Raw genomic sequence first — 19,944 nt, 5'->3', positions numbered from 1 at the left:
CAAAAATATGGAATTTAACAAACCAGTATCCAACCCCATGATGGTGGGATCCATTGAATTATTAAAAGCAAAGGACACTCCGGAACACAGACAGCTGTTCTTAGACGAGCTGCAGAAGGCAAAATTTTTGTCACCGGTCGTGATCGATCCGGTACCTCAACCCGATGAGAAGGGGCAGGTGAAGATTGCCAGAGATTCCAAGGTACAGTTTCCTATGCTGTCCACAGAGGACGGACGGAAGTTCTTCATGGCTTTCACGGACTGGATAGAGTTAAAAAAGTGGAAGGACGAAGAAAATCAGCAGACCTTCGCCATGAGTTTTGACGATTATGCGGGAATGCTGCTTCGTAAGGATGCGCAGGGTAATATCAGCCCGGCACTGGGGTTCGTGATCAATCCTTTTGGCGGAAACATCGTGGTTACCAGAGAGATGGTAGCCGGTATGATCGCAGCGAAGCTGAAAGCAGCCGGAAAACCGGTGCCTCCCGCACCCGGTGCACCTGCTGCACCCACACAACAATAAATTCGGACTAAACAAAACGCCCGATACGGACGATATAAGTAGCAGAGAGGTGACAAGGCCAGTCACTTCCCTGCTATTTAATTTTATAACAGGATAATGTCACCACGGATGGTAATCGGACAGAATCATATTAGAATATTCTGTTCTGTTACCATTTTTTTGACTTAACAGTTCAGCCGTGCAATATCGCATGTGGTCGTGAACTGTTAAGCTTTACAGGAAGCGCGCCCTGTACATGGTGAGGTCGGGGAAAGGAGAAAATTACAGATTTGAGAATTGATTCCGCAAGTATAGGAATGGATTCCGCCAGAAGCTATCATGCTTCTAAGACCAGCGTCAGACGATTTGAGATAACGGATTATCAGGCAGCTCTGACAGATGTATCCACCAAGGAGCAGAAGACACCGCAAGAGGAGGATACGGCACAGAATACCGGAGAACAGGAGAAGCCTGCAGAGAACACGACAATGACCGCAAAAGACTGGCAGAGCCGTTTTCTGGTATCTTCTGCCAGATGGGATATGCGAAGCAGTGCCAGTGAACAGACACTGTCCACCATCCGGGAATATACGGTACGCTATATTTTTGATTTATTGTTCCCCTCCAGGAACAGCACGTTGCGTGACTGGATGCAGGAAAACGGGTGGAATACGGGCAATAGCGTTGATAACGCCCGGACGAATTCCGGCAGCACTCAGGGAACGGCAGCACCTGCGTCGGATACCTTCTATCCGGTTGCAGCCCGCATGAAAGTATTGAACTACGTGGGTGAGACCTATAGTGTGGAGCAGGAAGATACCTGCTTCTCCACCGTGGGAACCGTGAGGACGAAGGATGGCAGAGAGATCAATTTTAATGTCAATGTAAATATGAGCCGCAGATGTGAGGAATACTACAGAGAGGAACTGAATGTGGCGCAGTTTGCCCTATACGATCCATTGGTGATCAATCTGAATACCGATGTGACCGAACTGTCGGATCAGACCTTTTATTTTGATCTGGATGCCGACGGTGAGGAAGAAGAGATCTCCATGTTAAAGGGCAGCGGCTATCTGGCACTGGATAAAAACGGTGACGGTGTCATCAATGACGGCAGCGAGCTGTTCGGAACGAAAAACGGTGACGGCTTTGCAGACCTGGCACGGTACGATGAGGACGGCAACGGATGGATCGATGAGAACGATTCCATCTGGTCAAAATTAAAAATCTGGTGCAAAGATGAAAACGGCAACGACGTACTGTACAAGCTTTCCGATCAAGGTGTCGGAGCAATCTGCCTTGAGAATGTTTCCACAGATTTTACCATGCAGGGAGACAGAAAAGCGCAGGACGGCACCATGAATGCAAATGCAACGAATGCTGTGATCCGCAAGACCGGTATTTTCTTATATGAAAACGGAAATATAGGCACTGTGCAGCACGTAGATATGGCAGCATATGCCGCAAAAGCATAAACAAAAACATAATACCGCATTCTGAATAAAACCCATGAATCAGGCAAGACTATAGGATAAACCAGGGAAAGTGGTTTGAGTGATGCAACAGCAGGCAGCAGATTCAGGGAACAGGAAGGATGCGGATAGAATATGAGTAGAAACAGAAAGAGCAATATTCACAAAGAACGTATAATAATGTTAGCCTCTTCAGCCTTTGTACTGGCAGCATTGACCATGACAGGGGTCTATATGAAGGGGCAGAATGTGGAGTCCGAGGATGATGGTTATACCTTGGACTTCACTGCGCTTGAAAACAATGCGGATGATAAATTGCAGGAGATCACGGAGAACAACGATGAGCATCTGTTAAAAGAGGATGAGAACATTCCGGGATTGACCGCGAATAACACGGCTGGGAAGGAGATCGCCGGGGCGCCCGTTACGGAGGATGATCTGGACTATATGCCACAGGAGGTTGGCTCCGGGCATGTGGAGATCCCGGGACTGACGGATCAGGAGACCTTGCTTGAAGAAGCCGAGGCAGCAACTCCCCTGTCCGAAGGTACCGTGGAGAAGACATTGCATTTCGCGGAAAGCGATGGGTTACAGCAGCCGGTACAGAGTGATATTCTGATGCATTATTCTATGGATCAGAGCACCTATTTTGCAACACTGGATCAGTACAAATACAATCCTGCCACAATTTTCTCCGCGGAGGAGGGCGAGGCAGTGACCGCCTGTGCACAGGGTAAAGTGACTTCGATTTTCGAAAATGAAGAGATCGGCAAGGCAGTAACACTGGATCTGGGCGATGGCTATGAGGCCACCTACGGACAGCTTGCAGAGATCGCTGTGCAGGAGGATTCCTATGTAAATCCCGGGGAGACCATAGGCAAAGTAGCAGCGCCTACCAAATATTACAGTGCCGAGGGAAGCAATGTATATTTTGCCCTGACCCATAACGGGGAACCGGTAAACGGGGAGACATTGTTCCACTGATATATCGTAGGAGGCAGGATTCCCTATGGAAATTTTTATACGAACCCGTTATACTATTATAGATGGGAAAAAAGTGTACCATAATCTCCAAAGAGAATGGGCGGAGGAAGCGTTTGAGATACAGCAGGAAAAATGCAGGGATCCTCTCCCTGCTATTACTATTTAGCAGCATAGGAATGATGGCCTGTGGCAGGACTACTGTGGAGACGGGACATGTCAGTTATAGCAGCATCAGCAGTCTCACCGGCATGGAGAGCACACCGGTCATCAACTATACATTGCCTGTACTGACACCCAATGTGCTGGTGGACCAGCAGGGTTATGCATCAGGCAGAGAAAAACTGGCAGTGGTAAAAAGCCGTGAGCCGGTGGAAAATTTTCGCGTGATCGATAAAGAGACCGGGGAGACGGTATACCATGGTAAGGTAGAAAACTCCGATTATAACGAAGATCTGCATTTATATATCGGCAGGGTGGATTTCACCGAAGTTACACAGAACGGTACATTTTATCTGGAATGTGACAGGGTAGGACAGTCATTTGCTTTTACAGTGCAGCAGGATCATTATGGGGAACTGTTTCGTTCCTTATGTGCGAAGCTGCATGAGGCTTGTGAGAACCGGAGGATTACCGAGGAAGAGATCCTGACGGTTCTGACTGCCTGCGAATGGTATCCGGAGACTTTCGCCGATGATAATGCCAATGAGATTCCGGATCTTCTGGAGGATATCGCCGGGTGGCTGGAGAAGACGACCAATGACACCGGGCAGCCGGAGCCGGAGAATATGACCTATGTGGCGGCACTGGCGAAGTTTGGCTATTTGTATCAAAAATACGACGTGCAGTACGCCACACAGTGCTTACAGCATGCTTCCGCCATATATACGAAGCTTACAGCGACTTCCGGAAGAGATGCACAGAAATTCATGGCGCTGACGGAGTTGTACCGGGCGGCGGGATTATATTCCTACCGGACGCAGATACTGGAATATAAGGATTTCTTTGAAGATAATACCAGCTACCTCGAAGAGACGGACTATCTCTATGGCGCTATGACATATCTGGCGACCAGACAAGCGGTGGATGTGGATCTGTGTACCGTGTTTATGGAGGATATCCGTAACCGGGGGGAGGAACTGGCGAAAAGATCGGATAAGATGATCGATGCGGTGACTTCGGTTAATAACGGCACGGAAGATCTGCTGAAGAGGGCGGAGGAACTGTCCTGTGCCAACTACATCTTATACAGTTATCAGTACACGGAGATTCTGGAAGATTTTTTACATTATCTGATGGGAAGAAATAAAGATTCGGTATGTTATTATCCCGAAGAGGGAGACACTGCGGATTATCTTCTTTTGATCGCCCAGCAGGTCTCCCTCGGTGGGAAACACGAACAGATTAAATGAGTTCTTTGTTTTTAAAATAGGTCTCGGAGATAATATTCTGTACATAGGTACCCATGCTCTTACGGGTTTCCTTATCCAGATCCTTCATATAAATAGGTTTACCGTATTCAATGACTACGGTGGCCTTTTTTATTTTCGGAAAATGGTCTTCGAATATCGCAGCAGAGTTCACGATCGTCATGGGAATGATGGGAACGCCTGCTTTCTCTGCAATCTTAAAGCTGCCTTCATGGAAGGGGAGGAAGGTATCTTTTGTCTTATTCCGAGTGCCCTCCGGGAAGATACAGATGGAAATGCCGTTTTTGGCTTTTTCGATGGCCTGCAGGATCGTCTTAAGTCCGGCCTTGATATCCTGGCGGTCCAGGAAGAGACAGTGCAGATCCTTCATCCAGATATTCAACAGGGGCCATTTCAGCATTTCTTTTTTGGCAACGTAGCCGGTAGGTCTGGGCACGCGGACGTAGGTCAGGACCACATCGAAAAAGCTGCGGTGATTGCCCACGTACAGTACAGCAGTATCGGTGGGAATATTTTCTTCACCGATGGCGATCACTTTGGTGCCCGCCAGGCGGATCACCTGACGGAATGCCCAGTTGACAATGGCCAGAGAGCTTCGGTCCTTCCGTCCCGGATTGAACTTGCCAATGATCCATTCCACCAGCATAAGCGGAGTGGACAGGATCAGGAATAATACAACAAATAATACAACGAATATAAAACGGATCATAAAAAACCTCTTTCTGATTTATTTACTCTATCAATGTCATTTCTCGATAAATAATACGCCCAGTGTACCGGGGCCACAGTGGCTGGATACGACACCGCCGGCTCTGGTCTCGAGTATTTCATTGAAAATGCCGAGGCTCTCCAGATAAGAACGAACGGATTCCACGATCTCCCGGTCACAGCCGGAGTGGGTGATGAAGACTCTGTCGGGAACCGCATTTTTCAGGGCTTCTTCCATATCTTTTGTATAGGATAGGATGACAGAAGCCAGCTTACCACGGTATTTTTTGGAGGCATCCATGGCACCGTCTTCGACTACGATCCTGGGGTGAAGCTTTAACATACCACCGGCTAGAGCAGCTACGGCATTGCATCTGCCACCTCGATAGAGATAGGTCAGGGTATCTACGACGAAGCTGGCGCGGACTCTGGGGCGGATCTCTTCGATGGCAGCAGTGATCTGGGCTCTGGTTTTCCCTTCTGCGGATAAAATGGCAGCCTGTATTACCTGCAGTCCGATACCGGTAGACAGGTTGGCGGAATTGATCACGGTTACTCTATCCGAAGCCTCCAGATCTTCCGCGGCCAGCCGCATGACGTTGCCGGAGGTGGACATGCTGTCGGAAATAGAGAAACAGATGATCTCACGGCCTTCCTCCAGGAAGGGCTTCATCACTTCCATGGCCTCGGTCATGGAAGGCGCAGAGGTCTTCGGTGTGGTCTTATTTTCATCAGACCAGCGGAAGATCTCTTCCGGGGTAATGTCTATACCATCACGATACTCTGTCTCCCCTAACAGGATGTGCAGGGGCAGGATGGTAATGTCATATTTTTCCAATAAATCTTTTGACAGATCGCAGGTGCTGTCAGAGATGATCTTAACTGTCTGTGCCATAGAATATACCTTCTTTTTTAGTTTTTAGTGTTTCATCTTTCCTTATTCATTGCCTTTGACGATCTGTCTGGCTACATAGACGCCGCTGGCAGATGCATGGGACAGGGAATGGGTCACGCCGCTGCCGTCACCGATGATATATAATCCCTTATGACAGCTTTCCAGGTGCTCGTCCAGTTCCACTTCCATGTTGTAGAACTTCACCTCCACACCGTAGAGTAAGGTGTCGTCATTGGCAGTACCGGGTGCGATCTTGTCCAAAGCGTAGATCATTTCAATGATGCCGTCTAAGATACGCTTGGGCAGTACCAGGCTTAAGTCACCGGGGGTTGCAGCCAGGGTAGGCTCCACCATGCCCTCGGCAATACGCTTTGCATTACTGCGGCGTCCTCTTACCAGATCACCGAAACGCTGTACGATGACACCGCCGCCCAGCATATTGGAGAGACGGGCGATGCTTTCGCCGTAGCCGTTACTGTCCTTGAAGGGTTCGGAGAAATGCTTGGCGACTAACAGTGCAAAGTTGGTATTCTCGGTCTGTTTGTCGGCACCTTCGTAGCTGTGGCCGTTGACGGTGACGATGCCGTTGGTATTCTCATTTACTACGATACCGTGGGGGTTCATACAGAAGGTACGCACGGCATCTTCGAATTTCTCGGTTCGGTATACGATCTTGCTCTCATACAGCTCATCGGTCAGATGAGAGAAGATGACAGCGGGAAGCTCCACGCGGACACCGATATCCACACGGTTGGACTTGGTGTTGATATCCAGATCCTTACAGATGCGTTCCATCCATTTGCTGCCGCTGCGGCCTACGGAGATGATGCATTGATCACACTCGTAGGAGGCGTCCTCACAGCTGATACGATACCCCGGATCCAGTGCTTCCACGGTTTTTACCGGAGTATCGAAATAGAAGGTCACTTTATCTTTGAGCTCCGCGTACAGGTTCTCCAGCACGATAAAATTGATATCGGTACCTAAGTGACGCACGGAAGCATCTAACAGAGTCAGCTTGTTCTGCATGCAGAGCTTCTTAAATGAGGTACCTGCGGTGGAATACAGCTTGGTGCCCTCTCCACCGAATTTCATATTGATGTCATCCACGTATTTCATGAGATCGATGGCCTGATTTTTGCCGATGTATTCATACAACGTACCGCCGAAAGCGTTGGTGATGTTGTATTTTCCGTCGGAAAAAGCACCTGCACCGCCGAAACCGCTCATAATAGAACAGCTCTTGCAGTTGATGCAGTTCTTGATCTTATCTCCGTCGATGGGGCAGTGACGCTTCTCCAGGGGATGACCGGCTTCGAAGACGGCGATCTTCAGATCGGGATTCTGTTGTACCAGCTCGTAAGCGGAGAAGATACCGCCGGGGCCGGCACCGATAATAATGATGTCATATTTCATAGGGAATGGTTCCTTTCATAGTGTGTTCTGTTCACTTTTGTAAATACCAAAAACATCCAAAATATGATGTCGGGGTCAAAAGCCCCCGACGCTGATGCCTACGGATTGTTCCGTGCTACGCACTCTCACGTCTCCGCTCCGCTTCGGTCCGTGCTAAACATGTGCCACTGGCACATAGCACCCTACCCTCTATTCGCATATCGTGGGATTATCATCCCACTTTTATGCTCATATCGGGGCGGGTCCTAAGGTCTTTCACCCACTTATGAGCAAGCTCATGTGGGCTTAGACCTTTTGACCCTGGCATCAAAATATAGTATACCATAATTTTAGCAAAAAAGGGGAATGGAAATATAGTAAAATATGTGATAGAATCATAATTCATAGGCTTGTCCGGAAATGGTGGGAAAGGTATCTGAAATGGAAGCAGTACAGAAGAAAAATAAATATGAGATAGATATGTGCAATGGCACGATCATGGATAAATTAATATCCTTTGCCTTGCCGCTGATGGTGTCGAGTATTTTACAACTGCTGTTTAATGCAGTGGATATTATTGTGGTCGGGAGATTCACCGGAAGTCAGGCGCTGGCGGCGGTGGGATCCACCACGGCATTGATCAATATGTTTGTGAATCTGTTCATCGGGGTCTCGCTGGGAGCCAACGTATTGTCTGCCAGATTCTATGCGGCAGGCAAAGAGCGGGAGATGAGCGAGACGGTACATACGGCGATGACTTTTGCCCTGATCAGCGGCATCGTCATGGTATTCGTGGGACTGTTCTGTGCCCGTGGGACACTGGAGCTGATGGATACGCCGGCAGATGTGATCGACCAGGCAGCTTTATATATGAAAATCTATTTTTGCGGAATGCCCTTTTTTATGCTGTACAATTACGGAGCTGCCATTCTGCGTGCGGTGGGCGATACAAAGAGACCGCTTCTGTTCCTGATCATTTCAGGAGCTGTTAACGCAGCACTGAATCTGTTCCTGGTCATTGTCTTTTCCATGGGAGTGGCAGGTGTGGCCATCGCTACGGTGTTCTCGCAGATCATCTCCTGTGTGTTGGTACTGGAATGTCTGCTTGGCACGGACAGTTGCTATCGTCTGCAGATCACAAAGCTGGGAATCAAATGGGAGTATCTGGTGCAGATCTTCCAGGTGGGAGTGCCTGCAGGAATTCAGAGCGTGGTGATCAATTTTTCCAACGTATTGCTGCAGTCTTCGGTGAATTCCTTCGGATCCATTGCCATGGCGGGATACACGGCGGCGAACAACATCTTCGGATTCCTGTTCGTATCGGTCAATTCCATCACGCAGGCGTGCATGAGCTTCACCAGCCAGAACTACGGAGCCGGGAAGAAAAAGCGTATGGACCGGGTGCTTGCCGACTGCATGATCCTGTCGGTGATCGTGGCGGTGACGCTGGGTGGCGGCGCCAATCTCTTTGGCCCCCAGCTGCTTCATATCTATACTACGGAGGCGGATGTGATCGCCTGTGGTACGGAAATCTTATTGTATACGACACTGACGTATTTTTTATGCGGAATCATGGATCTGATCCCGGGAGCCCTGCGTGGAATGGGGCATTCGGCGGTTCCCATGATCTTATCTATCATCGGGACGGTAGGTACGAGGATCTTCTGGATCTATGGGGTATTCCCGATGCACCGGTCATTGATGGTACTGTTTTTGTCTTATCCGGCATCCTGGACCGCGACGATATTGCTGCAGGCAGTGTGCTTCTATTTTGTAAGGAAAAAAGTACACAGTACCATGCCGCAGGAAGAAACATAAGAACATAAGACAGGCGGCTGCAGAGTGTGGAAGACTCGTGACCGCAAAGCACAGACAGTAAAAGAATTGAGGGATAGTGTGAAAAATAAGCATGATAGCTTATTTTTCACACGGCTATTTGTGCCGCAGGCGTCACAAAGTAGCCCTTATCGCAGAATCAAATTTGAAATTTGATTCGCGATTCCTCCGACGAAAGGAATCGTCTGCGGAATGGAGAACAACATGTTAACTAAATTCAAGAAAAAATATATCGGAAACGGGGATTTCTATCGCAGGTATCTGCTGCTTGCAATTCCCATGATCCTGCAGAATGCTATTACCAATCTGGTAAGCTTTTTAGATAATATTATGGTAGGACAGCTGGGTACGGAGCAGATGTCCGGTGTCGCTATCGTGAACCAGCTGATCTTTGTATACAACCTGGCGATCTTCGGAGCCGTATCCGCAGCCAGCATCTTCGGTGCCCAGTATTTTGGCAAGGGCAATCATAAGGGGCATATGTATTCGTTCCGTTTTAAATTATATGCGACCCTGTTTGTGACCGGAGGAGCGATATTACTGTTTCTGACCAAAGGTTCCGCGCTGATCTCCCTGTATCTGACGGATACGGTGGGAAACGGAGCTACGGATGTGGCACTCAAATACGGTCAGGAATATCTGGCGATCATGATGGTAGGTCTGATCCCGTTTGCGGTGAACCAGTCCTATGCTACGAATATCAAAGAGACCGGGCAGACTTTTATTCCCATGTTAGCCAGCTTCGTGGCGGTGGGAACCAACGCGTTGTTAGATTATCTGATGATCTTCGGCATCGGACCTTTTCCCAAGATGGGGGTAGCGGGTGCGGCACTGGCGACGGTGATCGCCCGTTACATTGAGGCATTGATCGTGATCACCTGGGCACACATGCACAGAGCGAAGAACCGCTATCTGGAAGGAGCCTACACCGGCTTCGGCATTCCTTTTGCGGAACTAAAAGCAATTCTCGTCAAGGGCTTCCCCCTGATGATGAATGAAGTAATGTGGGCAGCAGGTATGACCACCGTGACCCAGTGTTATTCCGTCAGAGGACTGGATGTAGTGGCAGGACTGAATATCGCATCCACCATTACGAATCTGTTCAATATTGTATATTTGCAGTTAGGCTCCTGTATCAGCATTGTGGTAGGACAGTATCTGGGCGCCGGCAAGCTGGAAGAGGCGAAGGATGCAGACAATAAGATGATCGTATTCAGTGTCTTCTGCTGTGTGATCATGGCAGCATTGATGTTCGTGGTAGGAGGATTTTTTCCCGGTATTTATAATACTTCGGATGAGATCAAGGGACTGGCTACGCAGTTCATCGCAGTCTCCGCGATCATCATGCCGTTCTGTGCATTCAGCCATGCGTCCTATTTTACCCTGCGCTCCGGCGGTAAGACGGTGGTAACGTTTTTGTTTGATTCCGTATTTACCTGGGTGATCGTGGTACCTGCGGCTTATCTGCTGGCGCACTTTACCGGGCTGGGGATCGTAAGCATCTATTTCCTGGTACAGGGGACAGAAATGATCAAGGTCATCATCGGCTACTACATGGTGAAGAGCAATGTTTGGGTGGTACAGATGGTATAGGTACGTGCAGATACCGTTTTTTTTTCAGCAGACTCTAAAGTAATTGCAAATCCATCCGATATCTATTGTGAAACATCAAAGACATTCGGGAAGGAGGAGTCGATATGCGTATTGAAGCGTATACACAGGTACAGCAGCTGTATCAGTCTCAGAAGGTAAGCAGAACACAGAAGACACAGAAGACAGCACACACGGACAGACTGCAGATCAGCAACCAGGGAAAGGATTTCCAGACCGCTAAGGCAGCAGTGGCAGCCGCACCTGATATCAGGGAAGAGTTAACGGCTCCCATTAAGGCAAGGATCCAAAACGGTACTTATGGAGTGGACAATGCAAGCTTTGCGGAGAAGCTGCTTCAAAAACAGGAAGAAATGAGGTAGTTCCTTGGCTAGTTTAATGGAAAACCTGATAGATGTACTGGACAGAGAGAGTACGGAGTACGAGGCTCTGCTTCAGTTATCACAACGCAAGACACCGATCATTGCAAGCGGTAATCTTGCAGAATTACAGAAGATCACGGACGAGGAGCAGGAGCTTGTCAGCAGGATCCACAATCTGGACAAACAGAGAGCGGGAGTGACTGCGGACATAGCCGATGTATTGAACAGGGATGTTAATGATTTAAAGCTGTCCAATCTGATCACCATGTTATCCACACGCCCTGCGGAGCAGCAGGCGCTGGCAGATGCACATGACAGATTGCAGGCAGCAGTCCGGGGCCTGAAGCGCGCCAATGAGCAGAACAGTGAACTGTTAAACAGTGCACTGGAGATGGTGGAGTTCGAGATGAATCTCCTCCAGGCGGCGAAGGCGGCACCCGAGACAGCCAATTACAATCGTGGAGCTTACAATGCGGGTGATACCATGGGCGTTATGAATCATGGCTTCGATGCCAAGCAGTAAGAGCAGATCCCGGGGATCCACGCAGATCCCCTGATACAGAGGTGAGAGTTCATGCCATTAATGGGTAGTTTATATATAGGTTCGTCCGGATTACAGACAAGTCAGAATGCGCTGAATACCACAGCGCATAATCTTTCTAATGTGGACACCACCGGCTATACCAGACAACAGGTACAGCAGTCTAACAGAGCGTATGTCACGTTATCTACGGACCCGAAGTCGATTGCAAATAAGCAGACAGGTCTGGGTGTCACTTATTCCCGTGTAAAACAGGTCAGAGATTATTTCCTGGACAAAACATACCGCAAGGAATCCGGACGCAGTATGTTCTATGAAGTGTCCACGGAAGTACTCGAGGAGGTGGAGAGCCAGCTGGGAGAATTAAACGGCGAGGCTTTTCAGACGACCATGACAGATTTTTGGACTGCCGTACAGGAGCTTTCCAAGGATCCCAGCAGCTCCGTAACACAGGGACTGATCGTACAGAGAGCATCCGAATTCGTGCAGAGAGCAAGTGCGGTATATAATGGCTTAAGCTCCTATCAGGATAACCTGAACACACAGATCAAACAGAATGTGGATAAGATCAATAAATACGGAGAACAGCTGCTAACCTTAAACGATCAGATCCGTGCCATCGAGAGCGGCGGTATTGAGCATGCCAATGACCTGCGGGATGCGAGAAATCAGATCCTCGATGAACTGGCAGAGCTGACAAATATGAGCTTTTCCGAGGACAGATACGGCAGTGTATCCGTACAGATCGAGGGTGTGGATTTCGTCAAGGACGGAACCTGCTATGAGATCGCCATGAAGACGGACGAAGCTACCGGCTTCGTAACACCGTTCTGGCCCATGAATGCTTCTTATACTACAAGGGATGACGGCACCAGAGTCTATAATATCGACGGCGCGGAAGTGTTTGATCTCTCCATCGAGATCTCATCGGATCTGGGAACTGACATCGGCGGACTGAAGGCAATGCTTCTGGCAAGAGGAGATCACAGAGCGAATTATACCGATCTGGCAGAGGGAAAATACGACAGCGTATCCCAGTCGGTCGTTATGAACATACAGGGTGAATTTGACCAGATGATCCACAATGTGGTGACGAAGATCAATGATATCCTGGCAGGTGCAGCCGGGGTACGGAGCGGAGATCTGGAGCTGGCAGACGGCACAAAGCTTACAAATGTAAAGTATTGTGCGGTGGAGTCCGACGGCTATATGCGCATGGATGATGGTACTCCGATCCAGTTATTTACCAAGGTGACGACAGACGGATATCGCAAGGTGACCGGGAAAGACAAGAAGGACTACTGGGTCATGAACGAGGAAAAGGCGGGAAATCCTGAGAGCCTCTACACCATCGGCAATCTGCAGGTGAATCCCACATTACTGCAGGAGCCTTCCAAGCTGGGCTTCCGTCTGGCTGACGGTTCGGAAGATAAGAAAACGGCGGATGCACTGAAGGCAGCGTTTACCGAAGAATCCTATACGCTGAATCCCAACGTACAGAAAAAGACTACTTTTGTAGATTATTATACGGATCTTGTATCCCAGGTAGCAAACTCCGGATACGTGTTCCGGAGCATCTATGAGAACCAGGTCAACACCGTGGAAGCGACACAGAGTGCCAGAGAGCAGGTGGTCGGTGTCTCCACGGACGAGGAACTGTCCAATATGATCAAGTTCCAGAATGCATACAACGCATCCAGTCGATATATCAATGTGATCAGCGAGATGCTGGAGCATATTATTTCCACATTAGGAGTATAGGAGGCGATATAGAATGCCCTCACAATTTTTTGGATTAAATATTGCATATACAGGACTGCTGGCCAGCAATGCTGCCATGAACACCACGTCCAACAATATCGCCAATGTACAGACGGAAGGCTACAGCAGACAGCAGGTAACCCAGCAGGCGTCCAATGCACTGCGGGTATTCCAGACCTACGGCTGTGCCGGCGCCGGTGTAGAGACGTTAGCCATCGAGCGTGTCCGGGATGAGTTCTATGACGGAAGATTCTGGGATAACAACGCGCAGTTAGGTGAGTACGATATGAAGCAGTACTACATGCAGCAGCTGGAGACCTATTTTGACGATGACGGCAAGAGCACCGGATTCAAGACCATCTTCGACCAGCTGATGGTGACCGGTATGCAGGCTCTGTTAAAAGATCCCAACAGCGCTACCGCCAAGTCCCAGTTCGTAGGATATGCCGGAGCCCTGACCGAGTACTTCAACGGCATGGCAGGCAATCTGGAGAAAGTGCAGAAAGATATCAACCAGGAGATCAAGCTGAAGGTGGACGAGATCAACTCCATCGCCGGTGAGATCGCTACTTTAAATAAACAGATCAATACCATCGAACTGACCGGAGTGAAAGCAAACGAGCTCCGTGACCGCAGAACCCTGCTGATCGATGAGTTATCCAAGATCGTGGACGTGCAAGTCAAAGAGACACCGATCATCGATGCCAACAATGAGAACCGTGAGACCGGTGCCAACAGATACATGGTCAAGATCGCCGGAGGCCAGATGCTGGTAGACGGCAGTGATTACAACGGTCTCGAATGTGTGGCAAGAACCTCCTACGAGAAAGTAAACCAGACCGATATCGACGGTCTCTATGAAGTCTACTGGGCGGACGGGCAGAAGTTCAACCTGTACAATGCATCCATGGGCGGTGATCTGGCAGGACTGATCCAGATGCGTGACGGTAACAACGGCGAGAATTTCACCGGACAGGTGACCGCCACCGGCACGACGACCACAGCAGACGGCAAGACCCATGATACCGTAACCGTAAAAGTAACCAAGGCTTATCTGCAGGATCTGAATAAATGTAATCTGTCGGATCAGGGAGGCATCCTGGATCTGGGCAATCAGGAATTCTACTATGATTCCTGGAAATATACCTGCGAATATGATGCGAACGGCAACGCTACTTACTCCTATACATTTACTTTATCGGACAGTGAGAAGAATCCCCGGGGAATTACCAATGACCGTGTAGGGAAAAAGGCAGAGATCGGTACCGACCTGTTCTATCAGGGAATCCCTTATTACATGAACCAGATGAATGAGTGGATCCGTACCTTCTCTCAGAAATTTAACGATATTCTGACTTCCGGCTACAGCGGAAACGGAGATCCCGGCGTGAAGATGTTCACCGGTAATAAAGCTACCGGTGGCGAGCAGTTCCTGCTGGATGATGCGGCGAAGCGATATGACAAGCAGGAAAAAAAGGCCGGCAGCAAAATGACGGTAAAGGTCAACGATGACAGCTACTATCGTCTGACCGCGAAGAATTTCGACATCCTGGAGGCTATCGAACAGGATCCCGGCCTGATGGCGAACCGTAAGGATGCCGCCGACGGTGTGGAACAGAACGACCTGTTAAATGATCTGAAGAACCTGGCAACAGATAAGACGAAGATGAGCTTCCGCGGCTGTAATGCTTCCGAATTTTTACAGTGTATTCTGTCGGATGTGGCATTGAATGCATCCAGAGCAAATACATTTTATGCAAGCTTTAAGGATGTCTCCGCTACCATTGATAATCAGAGAATTTCCATCTCCGGTGTCGATGAGGATGAAGAAGCGGTGAATCTGGTAAAATATCAGAACGGATACAATCTGGCTTCCAAGATGATCCAGACCTTAACGGAAATATATGACAGACTGATCCTGGAGACCGGAGTCTAGTGTGAAAATGGTATGGAATTCTATAGAGAGAAAGGACAAGGACCAAAATGAGAATTACGAATAAGATCATGCAGCGTAATAATCTGTCCAATATCAATACGAACAAAGTATATCAGGATAAGCTGAGCACACAGATGTCCACGCAGAAGAAGGTGAACCGCCCTTCCGATGACCCGGTGGTATCGATCCGTGCCCTGCGCCTGCGAAGCAACGTAACGGAAGTGACACAGTATTACAGCAAGAATATCCCCGATGCGGAGAGCTGGCTGAACGTGACGGAAGATGCACTGAAGAATCTGACAGAAATCATCACCAGCATGATTAAACAGTCTACGAAGGGCTCCAACGGAGACCTGAAGGCAGAAGACCGCCAGATCATTCTCGAACAGCTGAAAGCTTTAGGAGAAGAAGTTTACAGCACCGGCGATGCCGACTACGCCGGACGCTATGTGTTTACCGGATATCGTACCGATACTTCCTTAAGCTTTGACAAGGAATACAACACGGAATACAATATCACCGAGCAGCTGGACAACAGCTCCATCACTAAGCTGACCAAGGTAAATACCGGTAAACTGCTGGATATCACCGCAGCGAATTATAAAGATGCGGGCTTTGATAAGATATCAGAACAGAACATCAAGGCTACGGAGGTATATCGGATTCGACTGGCGTATGATGACTGTAAAAAGGGTGGGGATGTCGAGATCAAATTCGGCAATACCACATGGTCCACAACAGATGGCACGATTATGAAGGCAACCTCTACGGACGCGGACAGCCCTTATGATAAGATTGCACAGAATCCAGATAAAATAATCTACGTGGCAGATACCGGAGAACTCCTGATCGGAAAAGACTGCTACAAGACCCTGATGGCATGCAAGGATGATCCCGCTACACCTGATCAGAACGAGGGCGAGATCCAGGTGATCTATCAGAAGAATCACTGGGTCAAAGGAGACCTGCGGCCGGAACATTACTTCAAGTGTGATGCTACCGTGGATGGCAAGACAATAAAATATAATCAGAAATATACACAGGATGATGAGGACAGACAGGTGATCGAATATGATGTAGGATTCAATCAGACCATCCGTGTAAATTCTACCGCAGATGAGTGCTTCCAGCACGGAATCGGCCGTACCGTGGATGACCTGGTACAGGCGATGCAGGATGTAATCGACTTAGAGACTGTGAAGACCAGGCTTGAAGGACTGCAGGAAAATGCTACCGGTAAGGATGCGGATATTCTGAAAAAACAGATGGAAGCCGTGGAGAAGGCACTGACCCTGTCGAAGGATAAATGCCAGAAGCTGTTCGAGAGCAGCATTACCACCTTCCAGGGATATCTCGATGATGCCAACCTGTGCATCACCAACTGCGGTACCAGAAGCAGCAAGCTGGAGCTCATTGAGAACCGTATGAAGAGCCAGAAGACTACCTTTGAGACATTAAAGAGTGAAAACGAAGATATTGATGTGACAGAGACCGCCATTAACTTAAAGAGTGCGGGGATGACCTACGAAGCGGCTCTGATGGCTACCGGTAAAGTCATGCAGACCACGCTTTTGAACTTTATCTAAGAGGATAGTGTAAAAATACAGAAGTACCTGAAGGCTTGCAGGTACGGAAAGGCATAGGTGTTCTATGAAGATTCAGACAAAAAATTTTGGGGAAGTAGAGATCGCGGATGACAAGATCATCACTTTCGACAAAGGAATCATCGGATTCCCGGAGCTGAAGCATTTTACCATGCTGCATGACGAGGAGAAGGGCAGCAGCGCCGGTATCCGTTATCTGCAGTCCATCGAGGAACCCAGCTTTGCCATGCCGGTCATGGATCCTCTGCTGGTCAACCCGGACTATGATCCCGAGGTGGATGATGAGCTGCTCACCGGTGTGGGAACACTCACCCCGGAGAACCTTCTGGTCATGGTGACCGTGACCGTACCCTCCGATCTTACGAAGATGACCGTGAACCTCCAGGGCCCCTTTGTCATTAACGTGGAAGAGCGTAAGGCATGCCAGATCATCCTCGAAGGCAACCAGTATCCCGTAAAGTTCCCCATCTACGATATCCTGAAGTCCGGAAAGGCGGGTGAGTAAGATGCTGGCATTATCCCGTAAAAAAAATGAGGCCATCGTCATCAACAATGACATCGAGATCACTGTCTTAGAGGTCAAGGGTGACCAGGTCAAGATCGGTATCTCCGCTCCCAAGGAAGTGCCCATTTACCGCAAGGAAGTATACATCCAGATCCAGGAGGCTAATAAAGCTTCTGTGGATGCGGACGGTATGGAAGCACTGAAGAACCTGTTTGGGTAAGCAGAAGACAAAATAGAAAAATAGGAAAATAGGAAATTAGGCATAGGAGGTGCAATTTTTTGCAGCTCCTATTAACTTTTTCTAAGGATTTACCGATACAATCCTTAGAGAAGCAAGGTCGTGCGCCCACGGAAGGCGCTTTTTATCACACGGAGGTGACCATTATGACCATAGAACCGATTTCCAGTATCATGACAGTGCAGGCACAGAACACGTCCGCTGCCAGGAATGCGACTACAAAAGTGACCACAGAGGAAAACGCCTCTGAATACAATTCTGCCAATGTAAAGCCAATAGACAAGATCGATCAGACGACAGCAGTCGTTGAGAATGCTCAGGGCAAGGAGCAGAGCAATACCTCTGCCGATCCCAATGGGGAGCAGCAACAGCATGTGACCAATGAGCAGATCAAGAAAGCGGTAGAGAAGCTGAACAAGAACATGATGTCTCATTCCGAAGCGGTCTTCGGCATCCATGAGGCAACCAACCGCGTAACCATCAAGATCATAGATAAGGATACCAAGAAAGTGATCAAGGAACTTCCTCCCGAGAAGACCCTGGACATGATCGCCAAAGTGTGGGAGTTAGCCGGTATCCTGGTAGATGAGAAGAGATAAGATAGGAGGATACCAATATGGCATCATCAACAATGAGATTATCCGGACTGATCTCCGGTATGGACACAGAGAGCATTATCCAGCAGCTGGTATCTGCAAAGCAGACCAAAGTAGACGATGCGAAAAAGGCACAGACCAAGCTGGAGTGGAAGACTACGGCATGGAAGGATCTGAACACCAAGCTGAAGAATCTGCAGTCCAAATACGTCAACAATATGCGTTTTACCAGTGCTTATATGAAGAAGACCACATCCGTCTCCGACAGCACCGCAGCCAGCATCATCACCGGTGAGAATGCCATGAACGGCGTGCAGAACCTGAAGATCACACAGCTGGCCAAGACTGCTTACATGACCGGTGGCAAGGCTTCTCTGAGGACTAAAACAGACACAGACGGGGATGATTTCAAGCTCAATGCCCTGACGAAGCTGTCTGACCTGAGCGTGAATAATAACGGTACTGCTTTGGATCTGAGCACCGGTACCAAATTAAATATCAAGAGCGGTGATACCAATGTGGAACTGGAGATCACTGCGGATACTACCATCTCCAACGTACTGACCAAATTAAAAGAAGCCGGACTGAATGCCAACTTTGATGAGACGCAGCAGAGATTCTATATCAGTGCCAAGGATTCCGGAGAGGGCAACGATTTCAGCATTACCGCATCCGATGAGATCGGTAATAACGTACTTAAGAGCCTGGGTCTGGACAGCGCAAGTGCCAACAAGATCGATGCAAAGAATGCGAAGATCACGCTGAATGATACGGAGTATGAGAGCAACACCAATGTATTCTCCATCAATGGACTGACCATCACAGCCATGAAGGAGACCGCTGAGAACGTCGTGGTGACCACGAAGGATGACGTAGACGGCATCTACGATATGATCAAGAGTTTCCTGAAGGATTATAATTCCATCATCAATGAGATGGATAAGCTGTATAATGCAGATTCTGCCAAAGGCTATGAGCCGCTGACCGATGACGAGAAGGATGCTATGTCCGACTCCGAGGTAGAGAAATACGAGCAGAAGATCAAGGATGCACTGTTACGCAGAGACAGCAATCTGTCTACCGTAAGCTCTACTCTGAAGGAGGTAATGTCTTCCGGACTGGAGGTCAACGGCAAGCAGATGTACCTCAGTGATTTCGGTATTGAGACTCTGAGCTACTTTACCGCTGCGGAGAATGAGAAAAATGCCTACCATATCGATGGTGATGCAGATGATTCCAGTACTTCCGGCAATGCCGATAAGCTCAAGAGCATGATCAGCAGCGATCCGGATACCGTAGTCAGCTTTTTCTCCGGATTGTTCAAGAATCTGTATACGAAAATGAGTGATCTGTCCAAATCGGTAGAAGGTTATCGCTCCTACGGCAATTTTTATGATGACAAAAAGATGAAATCGGATTATGATGATTATACATCTAAGATCAAAGACCTGGAAGATAAACTCAACGATTACGAGGACAAATGGTATTCCAAATTCTCCAAGATGGAGACAGCTCTGGCAAAGCTGCAGAGCAATTCCAGTGCGGTGACCAGCTTATTAGGAGGATCATGA

At 48.6% G+C, this 19,944-nt stretch carries 18 protein-coding genes and 1 pseudogene; 16 read left to right on the top strand and 3 right to left on the bottom strand.

The window, feature by feature from the left end; genetic code table 11:
• Nucleotides 1–7: 7 nt before the first annotated feature.
• From ACTRDR_RS00285 to ACTRDR_RS00270, 4 genes are all read left to right on the top strand, one after another.
• Entirely contained in the window at nt 8–523 is a 516-nt protein-coding gene (locus ACTRDR_RS00285) for an SseB family protein (protein WP_440525719.1), read from the top strand.
• 269 nt (nt 524–792) lie between these two features.
• Nucleotides 793–1,977: a hypothetical protein gene (locus tag ACTRDR_RS00280; protein WP_440525718.1), complete on the top strand. Its 1,185-nt coding sequence runs from the start codon at nt 793–795 to the stop codon at nt 1,975–1,977.
• 132 nt (nt 1,978–2,109) lie between these two features.
• Nucleotides 2,110–2,958, top strand: coding sequence for a peptidoglycan DD-metalloendopeptidase family protein (locus ACTRDR_RS00275; RefSeq protein WP_440525717.1), 849 nt, complete (start codon nt 2,110–2,112; stop codon nt 2,956–2,958).
• 113 nt (nt 2,959–3,071) lie between these two features.
• Complete coding sequence (locus tag ACTRDR_RS00270) at nt 3,072–4,367, top strand: cellulase N-terminal Ig-like domain-containing protein (RefSeq protein ID WP_440525716.1); 1,296 nt, start codon at nt 3,072–3,074, stop codon at nt 4,365–4,367.
• Here the strand turns inward: ACTRDR_RS00270 and ACTRDR_RS00265 are convergent.
• Genes ACTRDR_RS00265 through ACTRDR_RS00255 form a run of 3 tightly spaced genes read right to left on the bottom strand, consistent with a single transcriptional unit; the run spans nt 4,360 to nt 7,404 of the window.
• Nucleotides 4,360–5,094 carry a lysophospholipid acyltransferase family protein gene (locus tag ACTRDR_RS00265; RefSeq protein WP_440525715.1) on the bottom strand — a complete coding sequence of 245 codons (735 nt, stop codon included), beginning with the start codon at nt 5,092–5,094 and terminating at the stop codon, nt 4,360–4,362. The two genes, ACTRDR_RS00270 and ACTRDR_RS00265, sit on opposite strands and share 8 nt — an antisense overlap.
• A 36-nt stretch (nt 5,095–5,130) precedes the next feature.
• A complete protein-coding gene (locus ACTRDR_RS00260; RefSeq protein ID WP_440525714.1) occupies nt 5,131–5,988 on the bottom strand; it encodes a DegV family protein in 858 nt (285 codons plus the stop codon).
• 42 nt (nt 5,989–6,030) lie between these two features.
• Nucleotides 6,031–7,404 (bottom strand): NAD(P)/FAD-dependent oxidoreductase, encoded by a 1,374-nt coding sequence (locus ACTRDR_RS00255; RefSeq protein ID WP_440525713.1) that lies wholly within the window; start codon nt 7,402–7,404, stop codon nt 6,031–6,033.
• Nucleotides 7,405–7,467: 63 nt separating this feature from the next.
• On the opposite strand from ACTRDR_RS00255, the pseudogene ACTRDR_RS00250 reads away from it, so the two are divergent.
• The 12 genes and pseudogenes from ACTRDR_RS00250 to fliD all read left to right on the top strand — a co-directional run bounded on the left by ACTRDR_RS00250 (nt 7,468) and on the right by fliD (nt 19,944).
• Nucleotides 7,468–7,693 (top strand): annotated as a pseudogene (locus tag ACTRDR_RS00250) (hypothetical protein).
• A 131-nt stretch (nt 7,694–7,824) separates the two neighbouring features.
• Entirely contained in the window at nt 7,825–9,201 is a 1,377-nt protein-coding gene (locus ACTRDR_RS00245; protein ID WP_440525712.1) for an MATE family efflux transporter, read from the top strand.
• 222 nt (nt 9,202–9,423) lie between these two features.
• Nucleotides 9,424–10,812: an MATE family efflux transporter gene (locus ACTRDR_RS00240; protein ID WP_440525711.1), complete on the top strand. Its 1,389-nt coding sequence runs from the start codon at nt 9,424–9,426 to the stop codon at nt 10,810–10,812.
• Nucleotides 10,813–10,916: 104 nt separating this feature from the next.
• The gene (gene flgM, locus ACTRDR_RS00235) at nt 10,917–11,192 is read left to right on the top strand and encodes a flagellar biosynthesis anti-sigma factor FlgM (RefSeq protein WP_440525710.1); all 276 of its coding nucleotides are present in this window, start codon (nt 10,917–10,919) and stop codon (nt 11,190–11,192) included.
• Between the two features lie 4 nt (nt 11,193–11,196).
• A complete protein-coding gene (locus tag ACTRDR_RS00230; RefSeq protein WP_440525709.1) occupies nt 11,197–11,715 on the top strand; it encodes a flagellar protein FlgN in 519 nt (172 codons plus the stop codon).
• Between the two features lie 60 nt (nt 11,716–11,775).
• Nucleotides 11,776–13,494: a flagellar hook-associated protein FlgK gene (flgK, locus tag ACTRDR_RS00225; RefSeq protein WP_440525708.1), complete on the top strand. Its 1,719-nt coding sequence runs from the start codon at nt 11,776–11,778 to the stop codon at nt 13,492–13,494.
• A 13-nt stretch (nt 13,495–13,507) separates the two neighbouring features.
• Nucleotides 13,508–15,430: a flagellar hook-associated protein FlgK gene (flgK, locus tag ACTRDR_RS00220; RefSeq protein ID WP_440525707.1), complete on the top strand. Its 1,923-nt coding sequence runs from the start codon at nt 13,508–13,510 to the stop codon at nt 15,428–15,430.
• A gap of 47 nt (nt 15,431–15,477) precedes the next feature.
• Complete coding sequence (locus tag ACTRDR_RS00215; protein WP_440525706.1) at nt 15,478–17,016, top strand: flagellin N-terminal helical domain-containing protein; 1,539 nt, start codon at nt 15,478–15,480, stop codon at nt 17,014–17,016.
• Nucleotides 17,017–17,080: 64 nt separating this feature from the next.
• Nucleotides 17,081–17,539, top strand: a complete 459-nt coding sequence (fliW, locus tag ACTRDR_RS00210) for a flagellar assembly protein FliW (protein WP_440525705.1) — start codon at nt 17,081–17,083, stop codon at nt 17,537–17,539.
• Nucleotide 17,540: 1 nt separating this feature from the next.
• Complete coding sequence (gene csrA / locus ACTRDR_RS00205; protein ID WP_440525704.1) at nt 17,541–17,759, top strand: carbon storage regulator CsrA; 219 nt, start codon at nt 17,541–17,543, stop codon at nt 17,757–17,759.
• A 164-nt stretch (nt 17,760–17,923) separates the two neighbouring features.
• On the top strand, nt 17,924–18,376 hold the full coding sequence (locus ACTRDR_RS00200) for a flagellar protein FlaG (protein ID WP_440525703.1): 453 nt from the start codon (nt 17,924–17,926) through the stop codon (nt 18,374–18,376).
• A gap of 17 nt (nt 18,377–18,393) precedes the next feature.
• Complete coding sequence (gene fliD, locus ACTRDR_RS00195; protein WP_440525702.1) at nt 18,394–19,944, top strand: flagellar filament capping protein FliD; 1,551 nt, start codon at nt 18,394–18,396, stop codon at nt 19,942–19,944.

It is taken from the genome of Simiaoa sp. (assembly GCF_051972595.1).
GTDB classification, from domain to species: domain Bacteria; phylum Bacillota; class Clostridia; order Lachnospirales; family Lachnospiraceae; genus Acetatifactor; species Acetatifactor hominis.
Note: the sequence above shows the minus strand (reverse complement) of the source record. Positions and strands in the feature narration are given on the sequence as shown.

Bases quoted from the DNA above. Each gene is read 5' to 3' on its own strand.
- ACTRDR_RS00285 (WP_440525719.1), top strand. From the start codon at position 8: ATGGAATTTAACAAACCAGTATCCAACCCCATGATGGTGGGATCCATT.
- ACTRDR_RS00275 (WP_440525717.1), top strand. From the start codon at position 2,110: ATGAGTAGAAACAGAAAGAGCAATATTCACAAAGAACGTATAATAATG.
- ACTRDR_RS00265 (WP_440525715.1), bottom strand. From the start codon at position 5,094: ATGATCCGTTTTATATTCGTTGTATTATTTGTTGTATTATTCCTGATC.
- ACTRDR_RS00260 (WP_440525714.1), bottom strand. From the start codon at position 5,988: ATGGCACAGACAGTTAAGATCATCTCTGACAGCACCTGCGATCTGTCA.
- ACTRDR_RS00255 (WP_440525713.1), bottom strand. From the start codon at position 7,404: ATGAAATATGACATCATTATTATCGGTGCCGGCCCCGGCGGTATCTTC.
- ACTRDR_RS00245 (WP_440525712.1), top strand. From the start codon at position 7,825: ATGGAAGCAGTACAGAAGAAAAATAAATATGAGATAGATATGTGCAAT.
- ACTRDR_RS00240 (WP_440525711.1), top strand. From the start codon at position 9,424: ATGTTAACTAAATTCAAGAAAAAATATATCGGAAACGGGGATTTCTAT.
- flgM (WP_440525710.1), top strand. From the start codon at position 10,917: ATGCGTATTGAAGCGTATACACAGGTACAGCAGCTGTATCAGTCTCAG.
- flgK (WP_440525708.1), top strand. From the start codon at position 11,776: ATGGGTAGTTTATATATAGGTTCGTCCGGATTACAGACAAGTCAGAAT.
- flgK (WP_440525707.1), top strand. From the start codon at position 13,508: ATGCCCTCACAATTTTTTGGATTAAATATTGCATATACAGGACTGCTG.
- ACTRDR_RS00215 (WP_440525706.1), top strand. From the start codon at position 15,478: ATGAGAATTACGAATAAGATCATGCAGCGTAATAATCTGTCCAATATC.
- fliW (WP_440525705.1), top strand. From the start codon at position 17,081: ATGAAGATTCAGACAAAAAATTTTGGGGAAGTAGAGATCGCGGATGAC.
- csrA (WP_440525704.1), top strand. From the start codon at position 17,541: ATGCTGGCATTATCCCGTAAAAAAAATGAGGCCATCGTCATCAACAAT.
- ACTRDR_RS00200 (WP_440525703.1), top strand. From the start codon at position 17,924: ATGACCATAGAACCGATTTCCAGTATCATGACAGTGCAGGCACAGAAC.
- fliD (WP_440525702.1), top strand. From the start codon at position 18,394: ATGGCATCATCAACAATGAGATTATCCGGACTGATCTCCGGTATGGAC.